Raw genomic sequence first — 22,766 nt, forward strand, 5'->3', positions numbered from 1 at the left:
TCCGATCGGCATCTTTGGTGACCTCATATTGACTATTGATAAACTGATCTTGGGTTGCCTGGTTAAACCAAGACCACTGGGGACCTTTTAAGATCCGTAACCTTAATGGCGCCACAAGATCTGGTAATGCCAAGGCTGCGGTGGACCGATGGTAATAGGCCGGCATTAATTCACTTTGCATGACCGGCAAACGATCACCACTTTCTAGTATCCGCCCGTTTAAGCCACCTAATTGGATCCGAGTTGTGGTGGATCGACTACCAAGGACCCGGGGCACCCTGACACCGCCACTTACGGCTAGATAGGCAACTTGACCGGCTTGAAGCTGGCCGATGGTCAAAATTTGACCGGCTTGGACGCGTTGGCATTGATACATGGGAATGGTATGTCCATCAAGCGTAGCCACCAGCTGGGCACCCGTTAAAGCAATATAAGTAGCATGCGTAAAGTATATCGTCGGTCCTTGCAAAAAAATTTCCAACACGGCGGCTTCATCCCGATTATTCACGAGCGCATTGCCAATTTCTGCCGCTTGACGATCCAAAACACCACTCGCCGGAAAACCGGCCACTTGTGACTGGGTCCGCCCGAGATCTTGGACGGTCGTAAAAGGACCAGGATGAATAATTCTCATTTCAGGCATGGTCAATCACCTCGACTTGATATTGATCGCGTTCCGCGGCGTCTTGAATTTGCTTAAATTCGCGCTGATTCACTGGGACAAAGCGGACATAATCACCGGCTTGATAGAAGGATTGGGGGGATTGAGGATCGTAAAGTTGGATCGGGGTCTGCCCAATCAACCGCCAACCTCCTGGTGAAGTCACTGGATAAAAACCCGTTTGTTGACCAGCAATCCCAATGCTTCCTGCCGGAATTGATAGTCGTGGTGTTGCTAACCGGGGCATGGCAATTTGTTGATCAACACTGCCCATATAGGAAAAACCGGGTAAAAAGCCGAGAAAATAAATCAAATAGTCGATGTCGGTATGACGCTTGATAACATCTGCCGGACTAATTTGGGCAAAGTCTGCCACATCCCCGAGATCCGGTCCAAATTCTCCGCCATACGAGACCGGAATTAACCAGGTCTTTGCCGGCGGTAACTCCATTTGCAATGATTGCTGGATTACTTCATCAAGGCGGTCCATCATTCGCGCCATTGTCGTTTGTTGGGCATCGAAATTGACCGTTAAGGTACTGTAGGCTGGGACAATCCCGAGGATTTCCGGACCAGAGATGAGTCGAGCGATCGCTTGCAGCCGTTGATTCTCCTGTGGATCAATTTGATCAGCCATTTGGACCATAATGGCTTGATCACCCAAAGGAATTAATTGATAATTTGGCTTATCCATGTACGACCTCCTTAAGAAAAGTTAGTATCCTAATGTTATTTTAATGATTTTCTAAAGTCAATTTTAGTTAGAAATCGCTTTATATCGGGTTTTTTGATAGATTTTAATAATTTTTAATTAAGATTATTAACTTATGATTGCAAATTATTATGACAAGTTAAGATTAACTTTTGAAAATTTCGAAAATGATAAAGCATTTTTTCTTTTCCAATCAAAAAAGCACCCCTATTGCAAGGATGCTAAACGGCGTAAAGTTAAATTGTAATAGTGTTTATATAGGGCGGTATAGCGACCCGTATTTTTATTAGGCAGCCATGGTTTATCGCGACCACAATAATGCAAAATGACGGTATGTTTCATCACCCAATCCAGAGTCCACTCGCCAAAACTGATTGTCTCATAAGTTCGTCCCTTACGAGCATCAAAATTATAGAGCTCATCTGGAACCGACTTGATTTGATCGCCATAAAGGGCATTTAACACGTCTTGATCCGGTAGTAAAAGTACTAAGCGATTTTCTTCAATATAATTGAAAACATCTTTTTCTTTAACCCGTTGGCGGATTAACTCTAGGTTCATCAAGAGAACGCCCGAATTATAATAACCGTCGGCATCAAAATTCTGCAAACGAATCTTATTGATTACATCCGTCGTATTGGTCAAGGCCGTATGAATCGCTGAAGCATAGAGATGATGCGATAAATCCATTTGGTAGAAGGACTGTAAATCGTTAATGCATAGAACATCCGCATCTAAATATAAAATCCGGTCCAAATCGGCTGGCAAATACTTGTAAGCCAAGAGTCGATAATAAATCGTCGTTGGATAACGATCGGTAATAGGGGCTTGCGCAAAATCTTGCGGATCAATCACGATCGGATGATAGGTCATCTCTAACTGTTCACAGTATGTGGCTAATTTCGCACTAGCTTCCAGGGGATGGTCCGCAATCACATAGACCTGGAAGTCCTCGGCATTGGTGTTTTCAGCAATTGAAGTGAGTACCGTGGCTAGTTGGTCCACAAAGCGATCATCAATTGAAAATAAAAGGTTCATCTGCCTGCCTCCTTGAAAAATATTATAAAGGAGATGACCACGATTAAACAATAAAATAGCCAGGAAAAACTTTCCTAGCTTGGATCCTATTTCAAGGCATTTTGACCGGCCCAATGATTAATTGGACCAAATTTGTGACCCACGGCAATTTCATTTGCAATCGCCGCATGAACAACCCGTTTGGCCTTTTGAACCGCTGTTTCAACATCGTTACCTTTTGCTAATTCCGCCGCAATAATAGCCGAGTAGGTATCCCCGGTCCCATTAATATGAGTGGTTTCAACATATTCTTCCGCGAACCATTGCTGACTACCATCAGCCTTTAATAGTAAATCTTTGACTGGACCGGTCCACCCGGCTTCGTGTTGCCCCTTTATGACCACGTTTTTAGCCCCCAAATCTTGTAAACGATGAGCAGCGGTGACCATATCGGCATCAGTTTTAATTTCCATTTCAGCTAACTTTTGTGCTTCAAAGAAATTCGGCGTAATTACTTCTGCTAAGGGCACAATCTTCTCCCGAAAGGCTTCATAAGCCGCTTGTTCCAGTAACATAACCCCATGTTTGGTAATAATCACTGGATCGACCACTAATTTGCCAAAGTGTTGAAGGTCATAGCAATCTGCCACCGTGTTAATGATGTCGATGGTGCCTAACATCCCCGTTTTCGCAGCTTTAATTTCAAAATCGGCCGCTAACACCTTAAATTGCTCCTTAATAAAGTCCGTTGGCATTAATTGTTGCTGGGTAATCCCGTATGAATTTCCCGAAACTACAGCGGTCATAATCCCCATTCCATAGACCTGATCAATAAAAAAAGCGTGTAAATCCGCCGGCATCCCGGCACTACCATCCGAATCGTGCCCGGCGATCGTCAAAGCTTGAACATATTGTGTCATTTCCTTGTCCTCCATCGTTTTTGATGGGCCCATTATAGCATGAGAATTAAAATACCATGAGAATCAACCTGATTTTATCGAAATTGTATCGATACGATTAATAGGACTATGAATAACGAATTTACGTTCGGATTCTTTGTCGCGAATGATTATTTATATGTTATAATTAGATTATTATTGCTTGAAAGGAGCTCGCAATGTCTGGAAATGATTATTTAAAAATCTGGCATTACGCTCACCTTGGCATCACCCTCTTCTTCATAGTCGTGATTGCCATTTGGGAAACTGTCCACACCATTCAATTATCCGCCTTTGTCATCACGGTCGGCATCTTCTTCGTGCTTTCCCTAATGGGTGACTTTGTGAAACGCAAACCCCAATGGTTAACCATTATCATGAATTGGTTAAAGGCGATTATTCAACCGATTGCTTTAATTCTCGTCTGGGCGATTGTGACGCGCCAAATCATTGTCCATACTGGTTTAGCTGTCCGGGGAGTAATTTCTTTATCCTTTATTATCTACATTATTATGTTCATTCCTTTTGCCGGGACGGTCGCTAAACATTTCACTAATCCAATTAGTCGGATTATCTTCTTATTATATTGGTTTTACATCATCTTATTTATGCCCCGCTTTGTCTTTCCCCCACGCTATGCAGGCCCAATGATTTACCAATGGATGATCGAAAGTGGCTTTATCTTTTCGCTAGCCCTCTTCTTATTGGTTGTCGTTGCTATGCGAACTTGGCACCTCTCATGGCCCGGCATTGCCCCGCGCTACCAAGAAGGAACGCGCTGGTGGATCGTTTTGCTTTTGATCTTGATTCCTCTGATCTATATTAGCCTAATTTCAGCAACGCCTGATTATCAGGAAGTCTTGCATAAATTGATGACTTTTAATTTTCATGAGCTCGGTATTAATAAATTATTCTTATTAACTGCTTTACGTGCCGGAATCAGTGAGGAAGTTATTTTTCGCTTTGGTTTAATCGGGGTTTTGCTTGGTGCTCTAAAAAATCATCGGGGACGGATTGCCTGGTCACTCTTGATTTCTTCCCTAATTTTTGGCGGCATGCACTTCATTAACTTGCGGCTCCAACCTATTGGGACCACCCTCTTGCAAGTTGCCTTTGCTTTTGGACTCGGCCTATTATTTGCTTGCGTCTATTTATATACTGGTCAACTATGGTTAACAATTTTGTTCCATTTTCTAGTTGATTTTCCTAGCTTTGTGATCAGCCACGGAATTGTTTCCACTGCAACCGTTAGTTCAGCTAGCTTAATTACCATCACCATTTTAGTGCTCATCTTTGCTAGTCCGTTATGGTGGTTATTAGTTGGGAAGAATCGCTTAGTAATGCAACGACATGCCGACCATCTTTCGGGAACCAATCAACATTTTGACTATAAAATGAATTTTTAACCCTAGCGGCTTGATCTGTTTGATCAAGCCTTTTTTCTATGCTAACATTGATATTTGTGATACGGAGGTACAATTATGATCGGAATTTGGGCGAATGTGATCGCCATTATTGTCGGCACCCTGATCGGCTGGCTTTTTAAACGCCGCTTAAATGATAAATATATTGATGCCCTTTGGCAATCGTTAGGTCTCTTAGCCTTAGGGGTGGGTATTCAAACCGTTGTTAATAACATGAATAAGAGTCACTATCCCCTCTTATTTATTTTTAGTCTGGCTATTGGGATTCCTTTAGGGACCTTCTTTAATTTGAATGATCGGGCTACGGGCTGGATTGATCGTCACTTCCAATCTCATCTGGGTGAAGGGGTGGCGACGGCTTCCTTTTTAGACGGTATTGGGGCTTTGGCCATTTTAGGACCGGTCACCGCTGCCACCAATGGGAATCAAACTATGCTCTATACTAACGCCATGTTAACCCTAGTTTGTGGCATCATCTTTGGAACTAGCTTTGGTCTGGGGATGATTCTTGAAACCCCGATTATCTTCATTTGGTTTAGCTTTATTTACTTTGTCACCAAGTATTTGTCGGCTTCTTACTTTTCCAATTCATTGGTTGTTGAAATGTCGGTCGTCGGCGGTTTCCTGGTGATGGCCGGTGGCTTGTCCTTACTAAAGATTCGCGAATTTAAAACGGTAGACATGCTACCGTCCTTGTTGGTCCCAATGATTTATTTCTTGTTTATATAAAAGAAAAGCTGGGAAAAAAGCATAAAGCGCCCCATCGGACTAACACGAATATTGGTACAGAATGGACCGATGTGAGTTCGTAGTTAGGTTCGTGGGAAGCGCTTTTTGACCGTAATTACAAGTGTGATCAAAAAATGAGAGTGGGAAGAAATGTTAATCATCATTTCTTCCCACTCTCTTCTTTATTATTCAGGGATGGTGGTAACTGGTGTGTAACTTGTCGACGGTTGTACTGGCGTGTAGGTTACAGTATTGTTTGTAGTCGTCGTTGTATTGGTATTACTGTTGCCGGCAGTGGCGTTAGTATTACTGCTTGTCCGACCTGTAGTCGTCGAGGTGCCACCATTATTCGAAGTAGTTTGATTGTTGGTTGTTGTCGTCGAGTTAGAATCACTATCGTCATTATTGTTGTTAGTAGAAGTAGTTGAAGTGGCACTCGTCGTGGTTGAGCTAGTTTCATCGCTAGTCGATTCAACTTCTGATGATGACGAAGAACTCTTTTTATCCTTCTTGCTAGATGAAGATGACTTCTTTTTGGTAATGTGCTTCAAAGCCGAAGTGGCAATTTCATCGGATCCACCTGAGGTCAAGCTGATAATTCCCCCACTCAAGCTAAAAATCATCACCAAAAGCAAAATCCAGGTGGTTACGACCCGAGGACGACTAACGGGATGCACCCCATTTTTCCGAAAGTCCCGAATTTGCATCACATACATAATGGCGTAGATGGCGATTGCTACAATTAAAATCCCAAAAAAGATCATTTCATTGTCTCCTGTATAAATATCATTCCAATTTGTCATTGTAGCAAATAATCATCATAAATTCTACCTTATTTCAAACAAGTCACTTTGCTTGACCCTATTTTCATGATCGTAGATAATCATGGTAATACAAAAAGGAGGTGCTGATGATGCCAGCACAAACCATTACTACGGATACTTTCGCAACGACAATCAAAGATGGCGTGACCCTAGTCGATTTTTGGGCGACTTGGTGTCCCCCTTGTCGGATGCAAGGTCCAATTGTTGAAAAATTAAGCGAAGAATACAGTGATCAAGCCAAAGTTGGTAAGGTTGACGTTGATAGTAATCAAGAATTAGCGACCCAATTTGGGATCCAATCAATTCCGACTTTATTATTATTTAAAGATGGCGAATTAATTAATAAATTTATTGGTTTACAAAGCAAGGATGTGTTAGATGGTGCTTTAAAAGACGCCCTCGCCTAAATTGCTTCATAAATGAGGGTGGAAAGGAATGTCAATTGACATTTCTTCCCACCCTCATTTTTTACTCGTGATAATTTACCCGCCAACTGCCACCAAAAAGTTCTTTAGCTAACAAGTCAGCCGATAGGTTACCATTATTTTCTTCAAAGCCATGGAAAGGTTTCAGGGCTTGTTGCGCCCCCTCTTGATATTTAATGGCTTTGCGCATGGCATAATCGACCAGTGATCCATTGTGTAATTTTTCAACTAAGCGACCACTCGGTGTCGTCTCAGGATGATTAATCCGATATTCAAAATCATAGAGAATCTCTTGGTATTCAGGACCTGCTTGAATTTGATTAACAAATTGTTGTAAGCGTTCGATAAATGCCCGGGCCTCTTCATAATATTGAGTCCGCTCAGTCGGCATTTCTTCGGCTACTTCTCCATTCATTTGATCCGCTCGTTTTAAAACGTCATTAACATCGCGATCGTTAATCGCCGGACTCATCAAAAAGTAGCCGGCTAATAGGCGAATAGGGCGAATCGTCCCCGTTCGAATTCCAATCGAACTCGTTGGATCTAGATCTAACATCCGCAACTCCAGATACTTTGCCCCTTCTATAGCCAAGTCTTTCATTTCATCGGCGCCCTTAAAGCGCACACTGCCATGATAATCAGTAGGTTTCAATAATTCACCAGCATCCACGGCTTCTTGAATCTTTCGGGCGTACGTTTCGACCGAAGTGTAATCGGCGATAAAATCGTTTCCCAATCCATAACGATGACTCTGCCGAATGGAGCGAACTGGATGATCAAAGGGCTGTTGATCTGGACCATAAAAATTAGCTTCAGCAACTGGAGAGGCGCCAAATAGATATGTAATCACCCAGCGATAGCGAATAAAGCCTTGTGCTAAGGTTTTATAAAGGTGGTTTTTAACCGCCTTTTCCGATAGAGCCAGTTCCTGACTTAAGAGCTTAATAACATTTTGATTGATGCTCAAATTAATATGAGCCCCTTGGGGAGTTCCCTCCGACGGCCGATGACGTTCTAGCCAATGATCAAAATACTCCCGCTTTTCTGGCGTGGTCGCTGCAATTGGCAAATCATGAGGATCATCAGGTAAAATCGGCGGCATTGACATGGGCCAAAGATACTCGCCAGGAGCCAAGGCCGTCCGTAGAGCCGTATTAATACTATATAAATAATGCATGGCATCAGTCGCATTGTCAGCTGCTGGTGTCACAATTTCTGACATTGTCGAGAGAAAATCATTAGTTAACCATGGATTTTGGGCTTGATCACCAACGGCCGCCGGGTATGGTTCGCGACTTAAATGGCCCCGTTTATCAACCCGGTTCATTTCGATTTCAATCCCCATTTTAAAATCTGAAGCTTCCAATACAGCTTCATGATCAAAGATAATTTGTCCAATTCGACTAAACATAGGCCCACCTCTTCGTTTATTGTAAATATATTAACGTATCTATCGGCATTTGACTAGAATAAACCTCATCATTTTCTAATTTTAGATATTTCTAACTATTTATCATATGATTAGTGAATAAATGTCATTTTTACCGATAAAATGGTATAATGTGGTTAGATTAAAAATAGCCATAAGGAGTTCATATCATGAAACATGTTGTTATTTTGGGGGCTGGATATGCCGGCTTAAAGGTTGTTCACGAATTACAAAAGCGGGTTAAAGGTGATGTCAAACTGACTCTAGTTGACCGCAATAATTATCACTATGAGGCTACTGACTTACACGAAGTAGCTGCCGGGACGAAAAAACCTAGTGACATCAGCTATCCAATCGCTGATGTCGTTAAACCAAGCGTTACCACTTTCATTCAAGATGAAGTGACTGCGTTAGATTTAGCCAACCAAACGGTTAAATTAGCTGACCATAAAGATTTAACTTATGATTATTTAGTCTGCGCTTTAGGCTTTGTTTCCGAAAGCTTTGGTATTCCTGGAGTTGACGAACATGCTTTACCAATGGCAACTCTGAAAGAAGCCGAAGCAATTCACCAACACCTCCTAGCAATGATGGATAAGTATCAAGAAAATCAAGATCCATCCTATTTAAACATTGTCATTGGTGGGGCTGGCTTTACTGGAATTGAATTAGTCGGGGCCCTTAACGATGCTCGTAAAAACTTAGCCGACCGGGCTGGTGTCCAACCATCTGACATCAAAATTAATGTAATTGAAGCTTCCACTCATTTACTACCGATGTTTAGTGAGAAATTAGCTACTTATGGAATTAATTTGGTCAAAAGTTTCGGCGTTAACCTAGTTACTGGCGCACGAATCACCAAAGTTGATGATGGACAAGTCGAATTCCAACAAGGTGATCCCGAAGATGCTGTTACCAGCACGATGGAAGCTAAAACGATCATTTGGACGACCGGGGTTAGCGGGAGCCCAATCATTGATGAAGCTGGCTTTAGTGCCCGTCGGGGACGTGTGATCCNGAAGCTGGCTTTAGTGCCCGTCGGGGACGTGTGATCCCAAGCGAACATCTAACCGATAATGATCATGATAATATCTACTTAATCGGTGATGTGGCAGCGGTAATGCCACCTGATGGAAATCGTCCTTACCCTACTACCGCGCAAATTGCTTTGGGAATGGGGAAATACGTGGCAAACGACCTTGCCAGTCGTCTGACGAATGGTCAACATCTAACGACTCCATTTACTTATAAGTCTCTAGGAACTGTTGCTTCGGTTGGTAATACGCATGCCTTTGGTGAAGCAATGGGGCATGAAGTTCGTGGGTACATGGCTTCGGCAACGAAGAAAATGATCGCCAATGAATCCCTCTTCCGGGTTGGTGGTTTCCGTGAAGTAATGAAAAAAGGCCGCTTCGATTTATATCACTAGGATATCTTAAAAGGAGATTGAGAAGAAATTCTTCTCAATCTCCTTTTACTTAACTAATTTCCAATAAAATTCCCAGCGCAAAAGTTATCACTTGGGTTAAGGAACCAAAAAAGAGAATCTTGACGGCTGTTGAAAAAGTTTCTTTTTTGACCTGTTTTTGAAAGAGTAAGCGCGTTTGCTGAATAATAAAGGGAATCAATAACCAAGTTGCTAAAACGGTCCATGGTTGTAAACCGATTAATACAGTTATGGCAATCGCCATTAAGGCCAAGGCATTTTTAATCGCAAAGGCCCATAAACCAGCACGGATTCCGATAAAATGAATGATCGTATGACGATGGTTATCTTCATCTTCTTTAGCATCGCAAATATTATTGGTTAATAACAAATTCGAAATCCATAACTCATTGGCCAAAGCCACCGCCCAAATTGATAATAAATTAGACCAGGACCATGTAAAGACTGAAAAAGTATTGACATAGACGCTAATCAAGGTAATCATCACACCCATTGTGAAGCCAGAAAAGAATTCCCCAACTGGCAATCCAGACATAGGAAAAGGCCCTGAGGAGTATAAAAAGCCAATCGCAAAGCAGAAAATCCCCATCCATAAAACTGGGAGTCCCACCAAATAGACTAGCCATAAGCCTAAAATGCCGGCTATCACTACTAACACGATTAAAGCCTTTAAGATTTGTTGAGCTGATAAGGATTCACGACCAATGATATTGGTATTCTGCTGATAATCCTCAGTATCGACCGCATGAACAAAATCATGATAATTATCCAGCATATCCACGGCCATATTGAAAAGCACCATGGCCACGAAAAAGACCAGTGCTGGTAACCATTCAAAGCGTTGATAATGATACCAAGCAAAACAGAAGCCTAATAAACACGGTAATATACTAGCGGTCTTGGCTTTAATTTCTACTAATTCTAAAAATACTTTTAATGTCATCTGTATCCCCCTCCCCTTGATTATAACGGACTGACACAAAGAAACCACCTTGGATTTTAATCCGCGGTGGTTTTTAATTTTATAACTCCCCGGCATCGATTAGTTTCAATCGTCGATAGCGTTCGTTAGTTTTCATTAATGCTTGCGGAGTTCCATCCATTTCAAGTTGACCATCTTCAATAAAGATCACCCGATCCATTGCTTCGATTCCTTGTAAATGATGCGTAATCCAAATGATGGTCTTTCCTTCTAACTGTTTAAAGAAGGTATCAATCACTGCTTGTTCCGTAATTGGATCCAAGCCAACTGTCGGTTCATCTAAGATTACAATAGGGACATCCTTTAACAGAATCCGGGCCAAGGATAAGCGGTGACGCTCCCCACCTGAGAAACGCAGGCCAGCTTCATCCACCATGGTCTGTAAACCATCTGGTAATTGAGCAATTGTTTCTTTAAGACCAACCCGAGCTAAAACATCCCATATTTCGGCTTCGCTCGCCCCTTCATTCCCGATCCGTAAATTATTTAGTAAAGTCGTATGGAATAAGTAAGGCTGTTGTTGAATGACCCCAATGTAATCGGCCATTTCATCACCGAATTCACTAGTTGGTATCCCATTTAGAGTAATCTTACCATGAGTTGGTTTCCGATCACCACGTAACAAGGCGGCTAAAGTGCTCTTCCCTGAACCGGATCGGCCTAAAATAGCCAACTTTTGGCCCGCTTGTAGATTGATGGTAACTCCCTTGAGCACTTCCTTGGTCGTTTCAGGATAAGTATAATGAACATCTTGGACTTCCAAGTCATAGGGCCCCGTTAACTCAACGGGTGCCGGTTTCGTATTCGCAACGGCTGGTAATTGATTTAATCGATCAATCGAATCCACATAGATATTGGATTCTTGCGCAGCCGCTGGCAAGCCAGCAAAAGCCTCAACCAAAGGAAAAGTTGCGAGGACAAAAGCAGCAATCCAGTTGGCGGAACCACCATAGTGACCACCAAATTGCGCTACTCCCCATAAGGCTAGACTAATCGCAATTAATAAAAACCACACTTCAATTAAGAAGGTCCGCATTTGATTAAAACGATTCAACGATTCCTGAATTCGGTATAACTTATCTTCATCAGCTATATGTTGACGGACATATTCTTCACCCCGGTTAGCAAAGACCCAGTCAGTGATCCCCATTACATTATCAGTTAGATCCTGGTACAAGTCATTTTTAAGTTGCTTCTCGGCTTCTTGTTTCGCACCGTTTACCACCACTGACCAGAAAGGAATCGCCACCATGATCACGCCCAGCAAAAGCAGCATCACTAATCCATACCACCAAGAAAGGATTCCTAAGGCCACCACGATTAACAAATATAAGCCGATGGCCACGAATTCAGGAAAAATCGTCCGTAAATAGAGGTTTTGAATGTGGGCAACGTCTTCTGATAATAAACCTAAGATATCCCCTAGCCGATATTTGCTATTAAAGAAGACAGCATCTTGTTCTAGCGAATCGTACATTTTCTTCCGAAACTCGGAAGTCATCTTAAAGACCCAATTATGACTGGTTAGGCGTTCAGCGTACCGAAAGACTGGTCGAAAAATCCCAAATCCACGGGTAATGACAATGGGTACATAGACTGCCAAGATATTAAAAGGATGGGTAGCCGATTTGCTAATCAGATAGCCCGATACAAACATCAACCCACCAGCACAGATAAAGGTTAAAATTCCTAAGCCAATGGCTAAATATAAGGTACGTTTGTAATGGGTTAAGAAAGGTTTCACCCAACGATCTTTTTTTAAAGCACTTAATAATGGAATTTTATGCATCGGTTCCCCCTCCTTTCATTTGATTAACTAGTTTTACAAATGAGCCCTGATTAGCTATTAACTCATCATAAGTCCCTTGCTCGACTAATTGACCGTGATCCATGACTAAAATGTAATCCATTTGCCGCATCCAGTGAAGTCGGTGAGTTGCGAAGAAGACCAAATGATCTTTCATCAAAGGCAGCATCGCTTCTTTTAAAGAAATTTCCGTTTCTAAATCTAGGTGGGCCGTCGGTTCGTCAAAAATCATTACCTTTCGCGATTGATCAAGAAAGGCCCGTGCCAAAGCAATCCGTTGGGCCTGTCCCCCGCTCAAGGCCCGTTCTCCAGTCCCAATCATCGTCTCCAAACCTTCTGGTAATTCATCAACTAGGTCTGTCAAGCCTACTACTTTAACCGCTTCTTGAATCTGCTCGTCACTAGCATCTGGGGTATAAAAGGCAATATTATTTCGTAAAGTATCATCAAATAGATACGGACTTTGCGGGATATAAGTAATTTGTTCACGCCAAGTACTTTCATCCATTGTCGACATTGCCTGGTCTTGGACAACAAATTGGCCGGCCCTTGGTGGTAAAAAGCCACTTAAGAGATTGATTAAGGTCGTTTTCCCCGAACCACTCATCCCAATAATGCCGATCTTTTGATATCCGCGAGTCGTAAAGGAAAGCGGTTTTAATTGTGCCCCATCATCACCATATTGAAAGGCAACCTGATCAATTTGTAATTGATCACTAGCTGACCAGCTGTGCAGCTTGGCCGAACTGGTTTCGGGACTGGGCTCATTAATGATAGCCATAATCTTTTGGAAGGAATTCTTTCCGTTTAAAGTTGCATGGTAGTCATTAGCAAAATTCCGTAGTGGCAGGAAATATTCTGGTGCCATAATTAAAATTCCCAAAGCCGGAAAAAGCCCAATCTCTCCATCAATCAGTTTGAAACCTAGAAATACTGCCATCATTGCGATTGATAAGGTGGTAAAGAAATCTAAGGCAAAAGTTGAAGTCATGGCAATTCGTAAGGTTGCCATGGTTGATAAACGGAAATTCTCACTAGAACGATAGATCGACTTGGAATAAGGCTTACTTAAGCCAAAATATTTTAAGGTATCAATGCCCCGTAAAGAATCAATAAAGTGATTTGAAAGCAGTTGGAAAGTTTCAAATTGACGATCAGCCCGCGCTTGAGCTGCTAAGCCAAGAATAATAAAGAATAGAATGATTAAGGGATAGACGATCACCATAACAATTCCCGACGTTAGATCAAGATAAAAGGTCACAATCAGAATCAAGATTGGGGCAATCATCATGTTAATCATCTTAGAAAAAACTAAGGTAATGTATTCCTCAACTTGACTGATGCCATCCAAAGCCAAGGTCACCATATTCCCGGTTCCTTCTCGTTGAACAACTTGCGGACCCAAAACAAAAAGCTTGGCCAATAATGATTGCCGCATTTGACGAACCGTCTGGCGTGCATAATCATCTAACCAGCGACTAGCAAGCCAATTTAAGGCATGCCGGGCCAGATAGCACCCAACAAACCAAGCTAACCAAGGCCACTCAGCTAGCACTTGATGTCCTCGCCATAACCGCACTAAGAAATAACTCAGAAAAAGTGACTGACCAATGACAAGAAAAGCCTGTAGGACATATAGTCCCACAAGCTTCCCCATTAATTGTCTGATTCCCGTCAATTTAAACATAAGACGATCAATCATAAATTATTCCTCCACTGGTTGGGCTACCGGCATGGCAATCCGTTTCCGGAAAATCCAATAAGTCCAAATGATGTAGGCCAGCACGAATGGTAAAATGCAGACCGCGGCAATCGTCATTACCGTCAAAGTATATTCTGAAGATGACGCACTTTGAATTAATAAATCATATTTTGGACTGATGCTTGAAATCAATACCCGTGGATACAATCCAGTAAAGATCAAAGCCACAACCCCAACCATTGTTAAACCACTCATAATAAAGGCCAACATTTCATTGTCCTTGAATAAGGCGATGTGGGCCAATAGAGCAAATAAGACGACTAATACTAAACAAACCAAAGTGCCAACTGGATGAACACTTAAGAAATCGGTTTGGAAGATTAGTAAAAGGGCAAAGACCACTAAACCAAGGTAAAGAACCCAATATAAGAACTTCGCATAGTTTTTAGCCCGATCACGGATCGCACCGACGGTCTTTAAGGCAATATAGTTTAAACCGTGAAGATACGACAAGAGTGTAACTGCTACTCCCCCAACAACAGAGAAGATATTTACATAGTCAAAGAATCCAGCATGGAAGTTACCATTAGCATCAATTGGCATCCCGTGGATCATAGAAATAAATAACATCCCGAAGAGGAAGGGAACCATCGTACTACCAAGCGTTAACATCCATCCCCAGAAAACCTTCCCTTTAGCTGCACTTTTAGCCCGGAATTCAAAGGAAACACCTCGTAAAATCAAACCGACTAAAATTAACAAGAAGACTAAGTAGTAACCGCTAAAAAGTGATGCGTACCAGAACGGGAACGAGGCAAACATTGCTCCCCCAGCAGTGATTAGCCAAACTTCGTTTCCATCCCAGACCGGTCCAATTGAGTGAATAATTTGATCCCGTTCTCCTTCGTTATCAGCCAGAGTATGGACGGCCATACCAACCCCATAATCGAAACCATCAAGGAAGAAGAAGCCCGAAAATAGAACAGCTAATAATAGGAACCAAATTAATTGTAAAATTGTCATTTAAAAGGCCCCCTTATCAAATGGATCCAAGATCTTCTCAGCGAATTGTGGTTGATCCATGGACATTGGATCTTTACGAAGTTGCCGTACCACTAGGTAAATCATCACAATTGCTAAGGAAGTAAAGAGTAAGAAGTAAACAACATTCGATGTTAATAATGACGCAACTGATACATTTGGTGACACACTTTGTTGGATGGTAAATAAGCCATACACGGTCCATGGGAACCGGCCAAACTCAGTCACAAACCAACCAGCAGTATTCCCAATAAATGGTACGAAGGTCGTTAGCGCTATAACCCATAAGGTCCACTTATGCTTGTACAAGGTTTCTGCCTTCTTCCGTGATAAGAAGAGACCAACGATCGAAACTAGCATCATCCAACCACCAACTGCGGCCATAATCCGGAAACTATAGAAAACCGTGTTAACTGGTGGATAGTATGAGATCTTTTGATTATCAATCTTTGTCCCATACTTTTTCTCAAGTTGGGCATTGATTTCCTTCATCCCTTTTACAGAACCAGAGGTCTTGTCGTAAGTTAAAATCGACAAAACGTATGGAATGTCAAGGTTCCCCTTTGATTCATGAGTCTTTGTATCATATACACCAACGATCGTCCAAGGGGCATGCTTCCCGGTAGTAGTAACTACCCCTTCAGCAGCGGCAAACTTCATTGGTTGTTCCTTAACCAAGTATTTCATTTGCATGTCACCCCAGGCAACGGTTAAAGCACCAAAGATTAACATTAAAATTAACCCTAGCCGCATGGACTTTTTGTATAGGTCCTTAGCTTTGCTAGATAGTGATTGCTTTTTAAGTAATTGGAAGGCCGTCAAACCAGCCACGATCGTCCCACCCATCATTAAGGCTGCAAAGACAACGTGACCATATTCAAACCAAAGCTGTGGGTTCTTTAACAAGGCTCCAAAGTCAGTCATTACCGCCCGACCATTTTTAATGGAATAGCCAACCGGATGTTGCATGAATGAGTTGGCTGTTAAAATCCAAAGAGCGGAAATCATGGATCCAATCGCTGTTAACCAAATAAAGAGAGAATGCAAACCTGGCTTAACCCGATCCCAGGTAAAGGTCCATAAACCAATGAAAGTTGACTCCATAAAGAAGGCTACTAAAGCTTCAAAGGCTAATGGTGCCCCAAAGATATCCCCCATAAACCGTGAATAATCAGACCAGTTCATCCCAAATTGGAATTCTTGAATTAAACCAGTCATAACCCCGACAGCGAAACTTAATAAGAAAATATTTCCCCAGAAACGAGCCATTTTTTTGTATGTCTCATTTTTGGTATGAACATACATCGATTCCATAATTGCAATCGCAAACGCTGTCCCAATAGAAAAGGGAACGAAAAAGAAGTGAAAGACGGTTGTCATTGCGAATTGGAATCTGGCAAGTGTCACAATTGACATTGTTCCAACCTCCTAGATTTCGTTTATCAAATGATAAACATGCTTTATTACACCTTTATTCTACAATGATACCATGTCACTTTCAATCAAAACTTAATATAAATTTACGATTTTCTCCCTAAAATCAGGTGATTAGACCACTAATTGTGAAAATAAGTGCAATTATATATGGTTGCATTATTTTAAAAGCATATTAAATCGCTGTTTTATCGTAAGCACTTCCAATTTAGGCACCGTTATTTGGACAAAATAAAAAGTGCCCATAGTCGTCTTACTATGGAGCACTTTAAGTCTCTTCAATTGATTTCAATTACTTTTGATCGATTTCTTCATCCGTTTGCAAAACGGCCATAAAGGCTGCCTGGGGAACTTCAACTCTCCCGACCGCTTTCATCCGTTTTTTTCCCCGCTTTTGCTTATCAAGTAGTTTGGCCCGGCGATCTGGATCACCGGTATGGATCCGAGCCGTCACATCTTTTCGATAAGCCTTAATGTTCGTCCGAGCAATAATTTTGGAACCAATCGCGGCTTGAATTGGAATCTCAAAGTTTTGCCGTGGAATAATTTTCTTCAGTTTTGAAGCAATTTCACGGCCCCGCTCTTCCGCAAAGGACCGGTGACTAATGAAACTAAGGGCATCTACCCGATCACCATTCAAGAGAATATCAATTTTAACTAAATCACTTGGCCGATAATCATCAATTTCATAATCAAGGGAAGCATAGCCCCGCGTACTCGACTTGAGCCGATCAAAGAAATCGTAAATGATTTCGGCAAGTGGAATATGATAAATTACGTTCACCCGGGTGTCACTAAGATACTCCATCGTATCAAACTGGCCCCGTTTTCGTTGGCAAAGTTCCATAACCGCACCGACATAATCATTCGGTACCATGATCGAAGCCTTCACAAAGGGTTCTTCAATCGACTTAATCAAGGTGACATCCGGCATTTCGGCTGGATTTTCAACTTCGAGCATCTCACCGTCATGTTGATAGACGTGGTAGGTAACAGATGGGGCGGTTGTAATCAAATCAAGATTAAATTCCCGTTCCAAACGTTCTTGAATCACGTCCATATGTAACATGCCTAAGAAACCACACCGAAAACCAAAACCTAATGCTTGGGACGATTCGGGTTCAAAAGTTAAAGAGGCGTCATTTAATTGGAGTTTTTCAAGGGCTTCACGCAGATCGTTAAACTTGGCATTATCAGTTGGATAAAGTCCGGCATAGACCATTGGCTGCATTTGCCGATAACCATGCAAAGCTTCTGGTGCAGGATTATTAGCTGCCGTAATAGTATCCCCAACCCGAGCATCTTTAATGTCCTTAATAGAGGCCGTAATATACCCCACATCGCCCGCCATTAAGAGATCACGGGCTAAAGGTTTCGGAGAGTTGATCCCAACCTCAGCGACTTCATATTCGGCGCCACTGTTCACAAACTTAATTTGATCGCCTTTTTTGACAGTCCCTTCAAAGACCCGGACTGATAAAACCACTCCGCGATAATCATCGTACTTGGAATCAAAAATCAAAGCTTTTAAGGGAGCTTCTAGATCACCAGTAGGCGCCGGAATATCTTGCACGATCTTTTCTAAAACTTGATCTACCCCTAAGCCACTTTTCGCGGAAATATCAACAGCTTCTGAAGTATCCAGACCAATTTCTTCTTCGATTTGCGCCTTGGTCCCCTCGGCATCGGCAGAAGGTAAATCAATTTTATTGATAACCGGTAAAATCTCTAAATCATTATCTAAGGCTAAATAAACATTCGCTAGAGTCTGAGCCTCGACCCCCTGGGTGGCATCAACCACCAAAATAGCTCCTTCACAAGCGGCTAAAGAACGGGAAACCTCGTACGAAAAATCAACGTGTCCTGGGGTATCGATAAGATGAAAAATGTAATCTTCACCATCTTGAGCATGGTAAGTTAAAGCAACGGCATTTAACTTAATCGTGATCCCCCGTTCGCGTTCCAACTCCATATCATCGAGAATCTGATTTTTCATCTCCCGTTTACTGATTGAATCCGTCATTTCTAAGATTCGATCAGCTAAAGTTGATTTACCATGATCAATATGGGCAACAATCGAAAAATTTCGGATTCGTTGCTGGCGTTCCTTCATTGCTGCTAAATCCATTAGCGTCCCTACTTTCTACGTGTAATGCTACTTACCAGTATATCAATCCCCAAGATGACTTTCAAACCAAACAAAAAAGCTGGGAAGCAAAGCTCTTCACCAGCTAATTTATTATTCTTCAAAGGCATCTTTCAATTTTTCCCAGAAACCACCTTTTACGCCTTCAACTTCTTCACCACTGGCTTCGGCAAAAGCCATCATGGCTTCTCGTTGACGCTTATTAAGTTTCTTTGGCGTTTTGACGTGAACTTTTACGTATTCATCACCATTCCCATTACCATGAAGAATCGGCACACCTTTCCCCCGTAAGCGGAAATCAGTTTCCGATTGGGTTCCGGCCGGAATGCTTAATTCGACATTACTATGGACCGTTTTAACCTGAATCTTATCACCCAGGGTAGCCTGGGGAATAGTAATGTCCTCTTCCACATAAATCGTGGTACCATCCCGTTTGAAGTCCCGACTTGGGGTAACCCGGAAAACAATGTAAAGGTCACCGTAAGGTCCACCATTTTTCCCAACTTCACCTTGCCCTTGTAAACGCAGTTGTTGACCATCGTCAACCCCGGCCGGGATGGTTACCTTAACTTCATGACGTTCCTGAATATGACCAACCCCGTGACACTTATCACAACGATCGGCCGGATCAATTTCTTGACCCGTCCCACCACAAGTTGGACAAACCTGTTGCGATTGCATAACCCCCATCATAGTTTGACGTTGGGTCACAATGTATCCGGTCCCGTGACATTGCGAACAGGTATGGGCTGATTTCCCTGGTTTCGCCCCAGAACCATGACAAACATCACAATTGGTTTCCCGGTTATACTTGATTTGCGATTCTTTCCCAAAAACGGCGTCCATGAAATCCAGAGTCATCGTATATTGAAGATCTCGCCCAGGTTCGGGAGCGGTAGGGTCACGACGAGCTCGGCCCCCACCAAAGAGGTCACCGAAAATATCACTAAAGTCACTGAAGCCACCTTGTGCCCCACCGCCAAAGCCACCGAAACCTCCTTGACCGCCACCGAATCCTTGCGGTCCAGCCGAACCAAATTGATCATATTGGGACCGCTTTTGAGGATCACTCAGGGTTTCGTAAGCCTCATTAATCTCTTTAAATTTTTCTTCGGCTCCTGGTTCCTTATTTACATCCGGATGATATTTGGCAGCTAACTTCCGAAAAGCTCGCTTAATATCCTGTTCCGATGCATCTTTATCGACACCAAGAGTTTCATAATAATCTTTCTCTGCCATCAGTTCTCCTCTAGCACAAAAGGCTGGGAATTAACTCAGCCTTTTAGGTTAATTTAAATTTAATCGGTCACCGAAAAGGAAACAACTACTTCTTATCTGGATCAACTTCTTCAAAGTCACCATCGACAGTATTGCCATCATTTGACTTGTTATCGTCAGTACCTTGAGCGTCACCACCAGCTGCTTGATTAGCATCTTGAGCTTGTTGGTACAATTTTACGGAAAGATCTTGGACAATCTTGTTTAAATCATCCTTCTTTTCCTTCATCGCATCTAAGTCGTTATCTTCTTGGGCCTTCTTCAAAGCATCTTTAGCGTCTTGGGCATTCTTCAAGTCATCTTCTGAGACCTTGTCCTTCATTTCATCAAGAACCTTGTCAGTTTGGAAGATTAATTGATCAACTTCATTCCGCAAGTCAGCTTCTTCCTTCCGCTTCTTGTCAGCTTCGGCGTTAGCTTCTGCATCCTTCTTCATTTGTTCGATTTCTTCATCTGTCAAACCAGAATTAGACTTGATCGTAATGTTTTGCTTCTTATGAGTCTCTTGATCTTCTGCGGAAACATTCACAATCCCGTTCCGGTCAATATCAAAGGTTACTTTGATTTGAGGAACCCCACGTGGTGCAGGTGGAATATCCGTTAATTGGAAGTTACCAAGGGTCTTATTGTCAGCCGCCATTGGCCGTTCACCTTGTAAGACATGAATATCTACGGCTGGTTGATTGTCTGCGGCCGTTGAGAAGACTTGGCTCTTGGAAGTTGGAATCGTCGTGTTCCGATCAATTAACTTCGTAAAGACGCCTCCCATCGTTTCAATCCCAAGGGAAAGTGGCGTAACGTCAAGCAAGACAACATCCTTAACATCACCAGTCAAGACCCCACCTTGGATCGCTGCCCCTAAGGCCACCGCTTCATCCGGGTTAATTGAGTGGTTTGGTTCCTTGCCAGTTAATTCCTTAACCATTTCTTGAACCGCTGGAATCCGCGTTGATCCACCGTTAAGGATCACTTCGTCAATATCACTAAATGATAAACCAGCATCCTTCATGGCGTTAAGAACTGGTTGCTTCGTGCGTTCTACCAGATCATTCGTTAATTGGTTAAACTTAGCCCGCGTTAAGGTCGTTTCCAAGTGCAAAGGACCATTATCGCCTGAAGTGATGAATGGTAAACTAATTTGTGCTTCTTGAACCCCTGAAACATCCTTCTTGGCCTTTTCAGCGGCATCCTTTAACCGTTGTAAAGCCATCTTGTCTTGTGATAAATCAATGCCGTTTTCAGCCTTGAATTCATCCACTAACCAATCAATAATCTTTTGGTCAAAGTCATCCCCACCAAGGTGTGTATCACCATTAGTTGACAGAACTTCAAAGACCCCATCCCCTAATTCTAGAATGGAAACATCGAAGGTCCCACCACCAAGGTCATAAACTAAGATCTTTTCATCTCGATCGGTCTTATCCAAACCGTAAGCTAATGAAGAAGCCGTTGGTTCGTTAATAATCCGCTTAACATCAAGGCCCGCAATCTTCCCAGCATCTTTCGTGGCTTGTCGTTGGGCATCGTTGAAGTATGCTGGAACCGTAATAACGGCTTCAGAAACCGTATCACCAATGTAATCTTCGGCATACTTCTTGATGTATTGAAGAATCATGGCCGAAATTTGTTGTGGAGTGTATTCCTTCCCTTCGATTTCAACCGTGTGACCTTCTTCACCCATGTGTGACTTAATTGACTTAATCGTGTTTGGGTTAGTGATTGCTTGACGCTTGGCCACTTCCCCAACTTGGATTTCACCATTTTTAAAAGAAACAACTGATGGCGTTGTCCGTCCCCCTTCTGGGTTGGTGATAATCTTTGGTTCGCTACCTTCCATTACGGCGACGGCAGAGTTAGTCGTCCCCAAATCAATTCCAATAATCTTATTACTTGCCATATTTAATTCCCTCTTTGAGTTTTATTTCGATTTTATTGACAAACAACTACCATGGCCGGGCGTAAGACCCGATCATGCAAGGTATAACCTGCTTGCAGGACCTCAACCACGGTTTCTGGTTCCTGGCCCTCTTGGGCAGGGACGGTTTGGACCGCTTGTTGAGTATTAGGATCAAATGGATGATTTAAAGCATCAACTTCATGCACGTCATGGTCATTTAAGGCCGTTTCAAGATGATCGTGCACCATTTGAATTCCCTTTTTAAGTTGTTGACCATTTTCATCGGTGACTTCAATGGCCAACGCCCGCTTCAAGTTATCCAAGACCGGCAATAAAGATTTAGCCAAGTCTTGACCTTCATACTTCAATAGTTGCGCTTGTTCTTTTTTCATCCGCTTCGACATGTTTTGCATTTCAGCTTGTGCTCGCAATTCCTTGTCTTCGGCTTCTGAAAGTTTCGCTTGTAAATCCGCGACTTGTTGACTTAATTCAACAACTTGATCCTCAACTTGTTCGCTGGCTTCGGTCGTCGTTTCAACTTCATCCGCTGGCGCTTGCGTTGATTGATCTTGCGTTTGTTCTTCTTTTGCCATTCGTGCCTCCTAAGAATCATGGTAGTGATGATACTGATCAAGTAATCGTTTTGCTAACTCCCGTCGAAATGCATCGACTAACCCGATCGTTCTAGAATAGGACATTCGGGTTGGCCCTAACACCGCAATCAACCCTTGCCCATAGCCTTCAACATTATACTTAGCGGTGATCAAGCTGTAATGATCAAGCATTTGATCACCAGCAATTTCTTGACCAATCCGCACTTGAATGTCATGACTATTTTGATTAGGCTGATCTAAAATAGCGGCCATTTGATCG

At 42.5% G+C, this 22,766-nt stretch carries 19 protein-coding genes and 2 pseudogenes; 5 read left to right on the forward strand and 16 right to left on the reverse strand.

Annotated elements, in window-relative coordinates; translation table 11 throughout:
• The 4 genes from FC60_RS07955 to thiD form a co-directional block, all read right to left on the reverse strand.
• Nucleotides 1-643: 5-oxoprolinase subunit C family protein (locus FC60_RS07955; RefSeq protein ID WP_162252187.1), on the reverse strand; the 643-nt coding region annotated here is incomplete at its 3' end.
• Nucleotides 636-1,355 (reverse strand): 5-oxoprolinase subunit PxpB, encoded by a 720-nt coding sequence (gene pxpB / locus FC60_RS07960; RefSeq protein ID WP_056937866.1) that lies wholly within the window; start codon nucleotides 1,353-1,355, stop codon nucleotides 636-638. The genes FC60_RS07955 and pxpB, both read right to left, overlap by 8 nt.
• Nucleotides 1,356-1,580: 225 nt before the next feature.
• The gene (locus FC60_RS07965) at nucleotides 1,581-2,411 is read right to left on the reverse strand and encodes a glycosyltransferase family 8 protein (RefSeq protein ID WP_056937867.1); all 831 of its coding nucleotides are present in this window, start codon (nucleotides 2,409-2,411) and stop codon (nucleotides 1,581-1,583) included.
• Nucleotides 2,412-2,497: 86 nt separating this feature from the next.
• Nucleotides 2,498-3,310, reverse strand: coding sequence for a bifunctional hydroxymethylpyrimidine kinase/phosphomethylpyrimidine kinase (thiD, locus tag FC60_RS07970; protein WP_056937868.1), 813 nt, complete (start codon nucleotides 3,308-3,310; stop codon nucleotides 2,498-2,500).
• Nucleotides 3,311-3,507: 197 nt separating this feature from the next.
• Here thiD and FC60_RS07975 point away from each other — a divergent pair, with 197 nt between their 5' ends.
• Nucleotides 3,508-4,734, forward strand: coding sequence for a CPBP family intramembrane glutamic endopeptidase (locus FC60_RS07975; RefSeq protein WP_056937869.1), 1,227 nt, complete (start codon nucleotides 3,508-3,510; stop codon nucleotides 4,732-4,734).
• Between the two features lie 75 nt (nucleotides 4,735-4,809).
• The gene (locus FC60_RS07980) at nucleotides 4,810-5,481 is read left to right on the forward strand and encodes a DUF554 domain-containing protein (RefSeq protein ID WP_056937870.1); all 672 of its coding nucleotides are present in this window, start codon (nucleotides 4,810-4,812) and stop codon (nucleotides 5,479-5,481) included.
• 185 nt (nucleotides 5,482-5,666) lie between these two features.
• Here the strand turns inward: FC60_RS07980 and FC60_RS07985 are convergent, their stop codons facing one another.
• Complete coding sequence (locus FC60_RS07985; protein ID WP_056937871.1) at nucleotides 5,667-6,245, reverse strand: hypothetical protein; 579 nt, start codon at nucleotides 6,243-6,245, stop codon at nucleotides 5,667-5,669.
• A gap of 149 nt (nucleotides 6,246-6,394) precedes the next feature.
• On the opposite strand from FC60_RS07985, the gene trxA reads away from it, so the two are divergent.
• Entirely contained in the window at nucleotides 6,395-6,712 is a 318-nt protein-coding gene (gene trxA / locus FC60_RS07990) for a thioredoxin (RefSeq protein ID WP_056937872.1), read from the forward strand.
• A 61-nt stretch (nucleotides 6,713-6,773) separates the two neighbouring features.
• Here the strand turns inward: trxA and FC60_RS07995 are convergent, their stop codons facing one another.
• Complete coding sequence (locus FC60_RS07995) at nucleotides 6,774-8,141, reverse strand: glutamate--cysteine ligase (protein ID WP_056937873.1); 1,368 nt, start codon at nucleotides 8,139-8,141, stop codon at nucleotides 6,774-6,776.
• Nucleotides 8,142-8,329: 188 nt separating this feature from the next.
• On the opposite strand from FC60_RS07995, the gene FC60_RS08000 reads away from it, so the two are divergent.
• Nucleotides 8,330-9,176 (forward strand): NAD(P)/FAD-dependent oxidoreductase (locus tag FC60_RS08000; RefSeq protein ID WP_235806103.1); only part of this gene is annotated, 847 nt, incomplete at its 3' end.
• A 1-nt stretch (nucleotide 9,177) separates the two neighbouring features.
• Nucleotides 9,178-9,588 (forward strand): annotated as a pseudogene (locus tag FC60_RS09705) (NAD(P)/FAD-dependent oxidoreductase); the annotation flags it as partial.
• A gap of 49 nt (nucleotides 9,589-9,637) precedes the next feature.
• On the opposite strand, the gene FC60_RS08005 reads toward FC60_RS09705, so the two are convergent.
• The 10 genes and pseudogenes from FC60_RS08005 to FC60_RS08050 form a co-directional block, all read right to left on the reverse strand.
• A complete protein-coding gene (locus FC60_RS08005; protein ID WP_056937874.1) occupies nucleotides 9,638-10,549 on the reverse strand; it encodes a prenyltransferase in 912 nt (303 codons plus the stop codon).
• A 79-nt stretch (nucleotides 10,550-10,628) separates the two neighbouring features.
• Nucleotides 10,629-12,377, reverse strand: a complete 1,749-nt coding sequence (gene cydC / locus FC60_RS08010) for a thiol reductant ABC exporter subunit CydC (RefSeq protein WP_056937875.1) — start codon at nucleotides 12,375-12,377, stop codon at nucleotides 10,629-10,631.
• Nucleotides 12,370-14,097, reverse strand: coding sequence for a thiol reductant ABC exporter subunit CydD (gene cydD, locus FC60_RS08015; protein WP_056937876.1), 1,728 nt, complete (start codon nucleotides 14,095-14,097; stop codon nucleotides 12,370-12,372). The genes cydC and cydD overlap by 8 nt, the downstream gene beginning before the upstream one ends.
• Before the next feature lie 3 nt (nucleotides 14,098-14,100).
• Nucleotides 14,101-15,120 (reverse strand): cytochrome d ubiquinol oxidase subunit II, encoded by a 1,020-nt coding sequence (gene cydB / locus FC60_RS08020; RefSeq protein WP_056937877.1) that lies wholly within the window; start codon nucleotides 15,118-15,120, stop codon nucleotides 14,101-14,103.
• Nucleotides 15,121-16,554 (reverse strand): cytochrome ubiquinol oxidase subunit I, encoded by a 1,434-nt coding sequence (locus tag FC60_RS08025; protein ID WP_056937878.1) that lies wholly within the window; start codon nucleotides 16,552-16,554, stop codon nucleotides 15,121-15,123.
• Nucleotides 16,555-16,864: 310 nt separating this feature from the next.
• Nucleotides 16,865-18,700: a translation elongation factor 4 gene (lepA, locus tag FC60_RS08030; RefSeq protein ID WP_056937879.1), complete on the reverse strand. Its 1,836-nt coding sequence runs from the start codon at nucleotides 18,698-18,700 to the stop codon at nucleotides 16,865-16,867.
• A gap of 111 nt (nucleotides 18,701-18,811) precedes the next feature.
• Nucleotides 18,812-19,957 carry a molecular chaperone DnaJ gene (dnaJ, locus tag FC60_RS08035; RefSeq protein ID WP_056937880.1) on the reverse strand — a complete coding sequence of 382 codons (1,146 nt, stop codon included), beginning with the start codon at nucleotides 19,955-19,957 and terminating at the stop codon, nucleotides 18,812-18,814.
• A gap of 85 nt (nucleotides 19,958-20,042) precedes the next feature.
• Entirely contained in the window at nucleotides 20,043-21,893 is a 1,851-nt protein-coding gene (dnaK, locus tag FC60_RS08040; protein WP_056937881.1) for a molecular chaperone DnaK, read from the reverse strand.
• 32 nt (nucleotides 21,894-21,925) lie between these two features.
• Nucleotides 21,926-22,486: a nucleotide exchange factor GrpE gene (grpE, locus tag FC60_RS08045; protein WP_056937882.1), complete on the reverse strand. Its 561-nt coding sequence runs from the start codon at nucleotides 22,484-22,486 to the stop codon at nucleotides 21,926-21,928.
• A gap of 9 nt (nucleotides 22,487-22,495) precedes the next feature.
• A pseudogene (locus tag FC60_RS08050) lies at nucleotides 22,496-22,766 on the reverse strand (HrcA family transcriptional regulator); the annotation flags it as partial.

It is taken from the genome of Limosilactobacillus gastricus DSM 16045 (assembly GCF_001434365.1).
Taxonomy (GTDB): domain Bacteria; phylum Bacillota; class Bacilli; order Lactobacillales; family Lactobacillaceae; genus Limosilactobacillus; species Limosilactobacillus gastricus.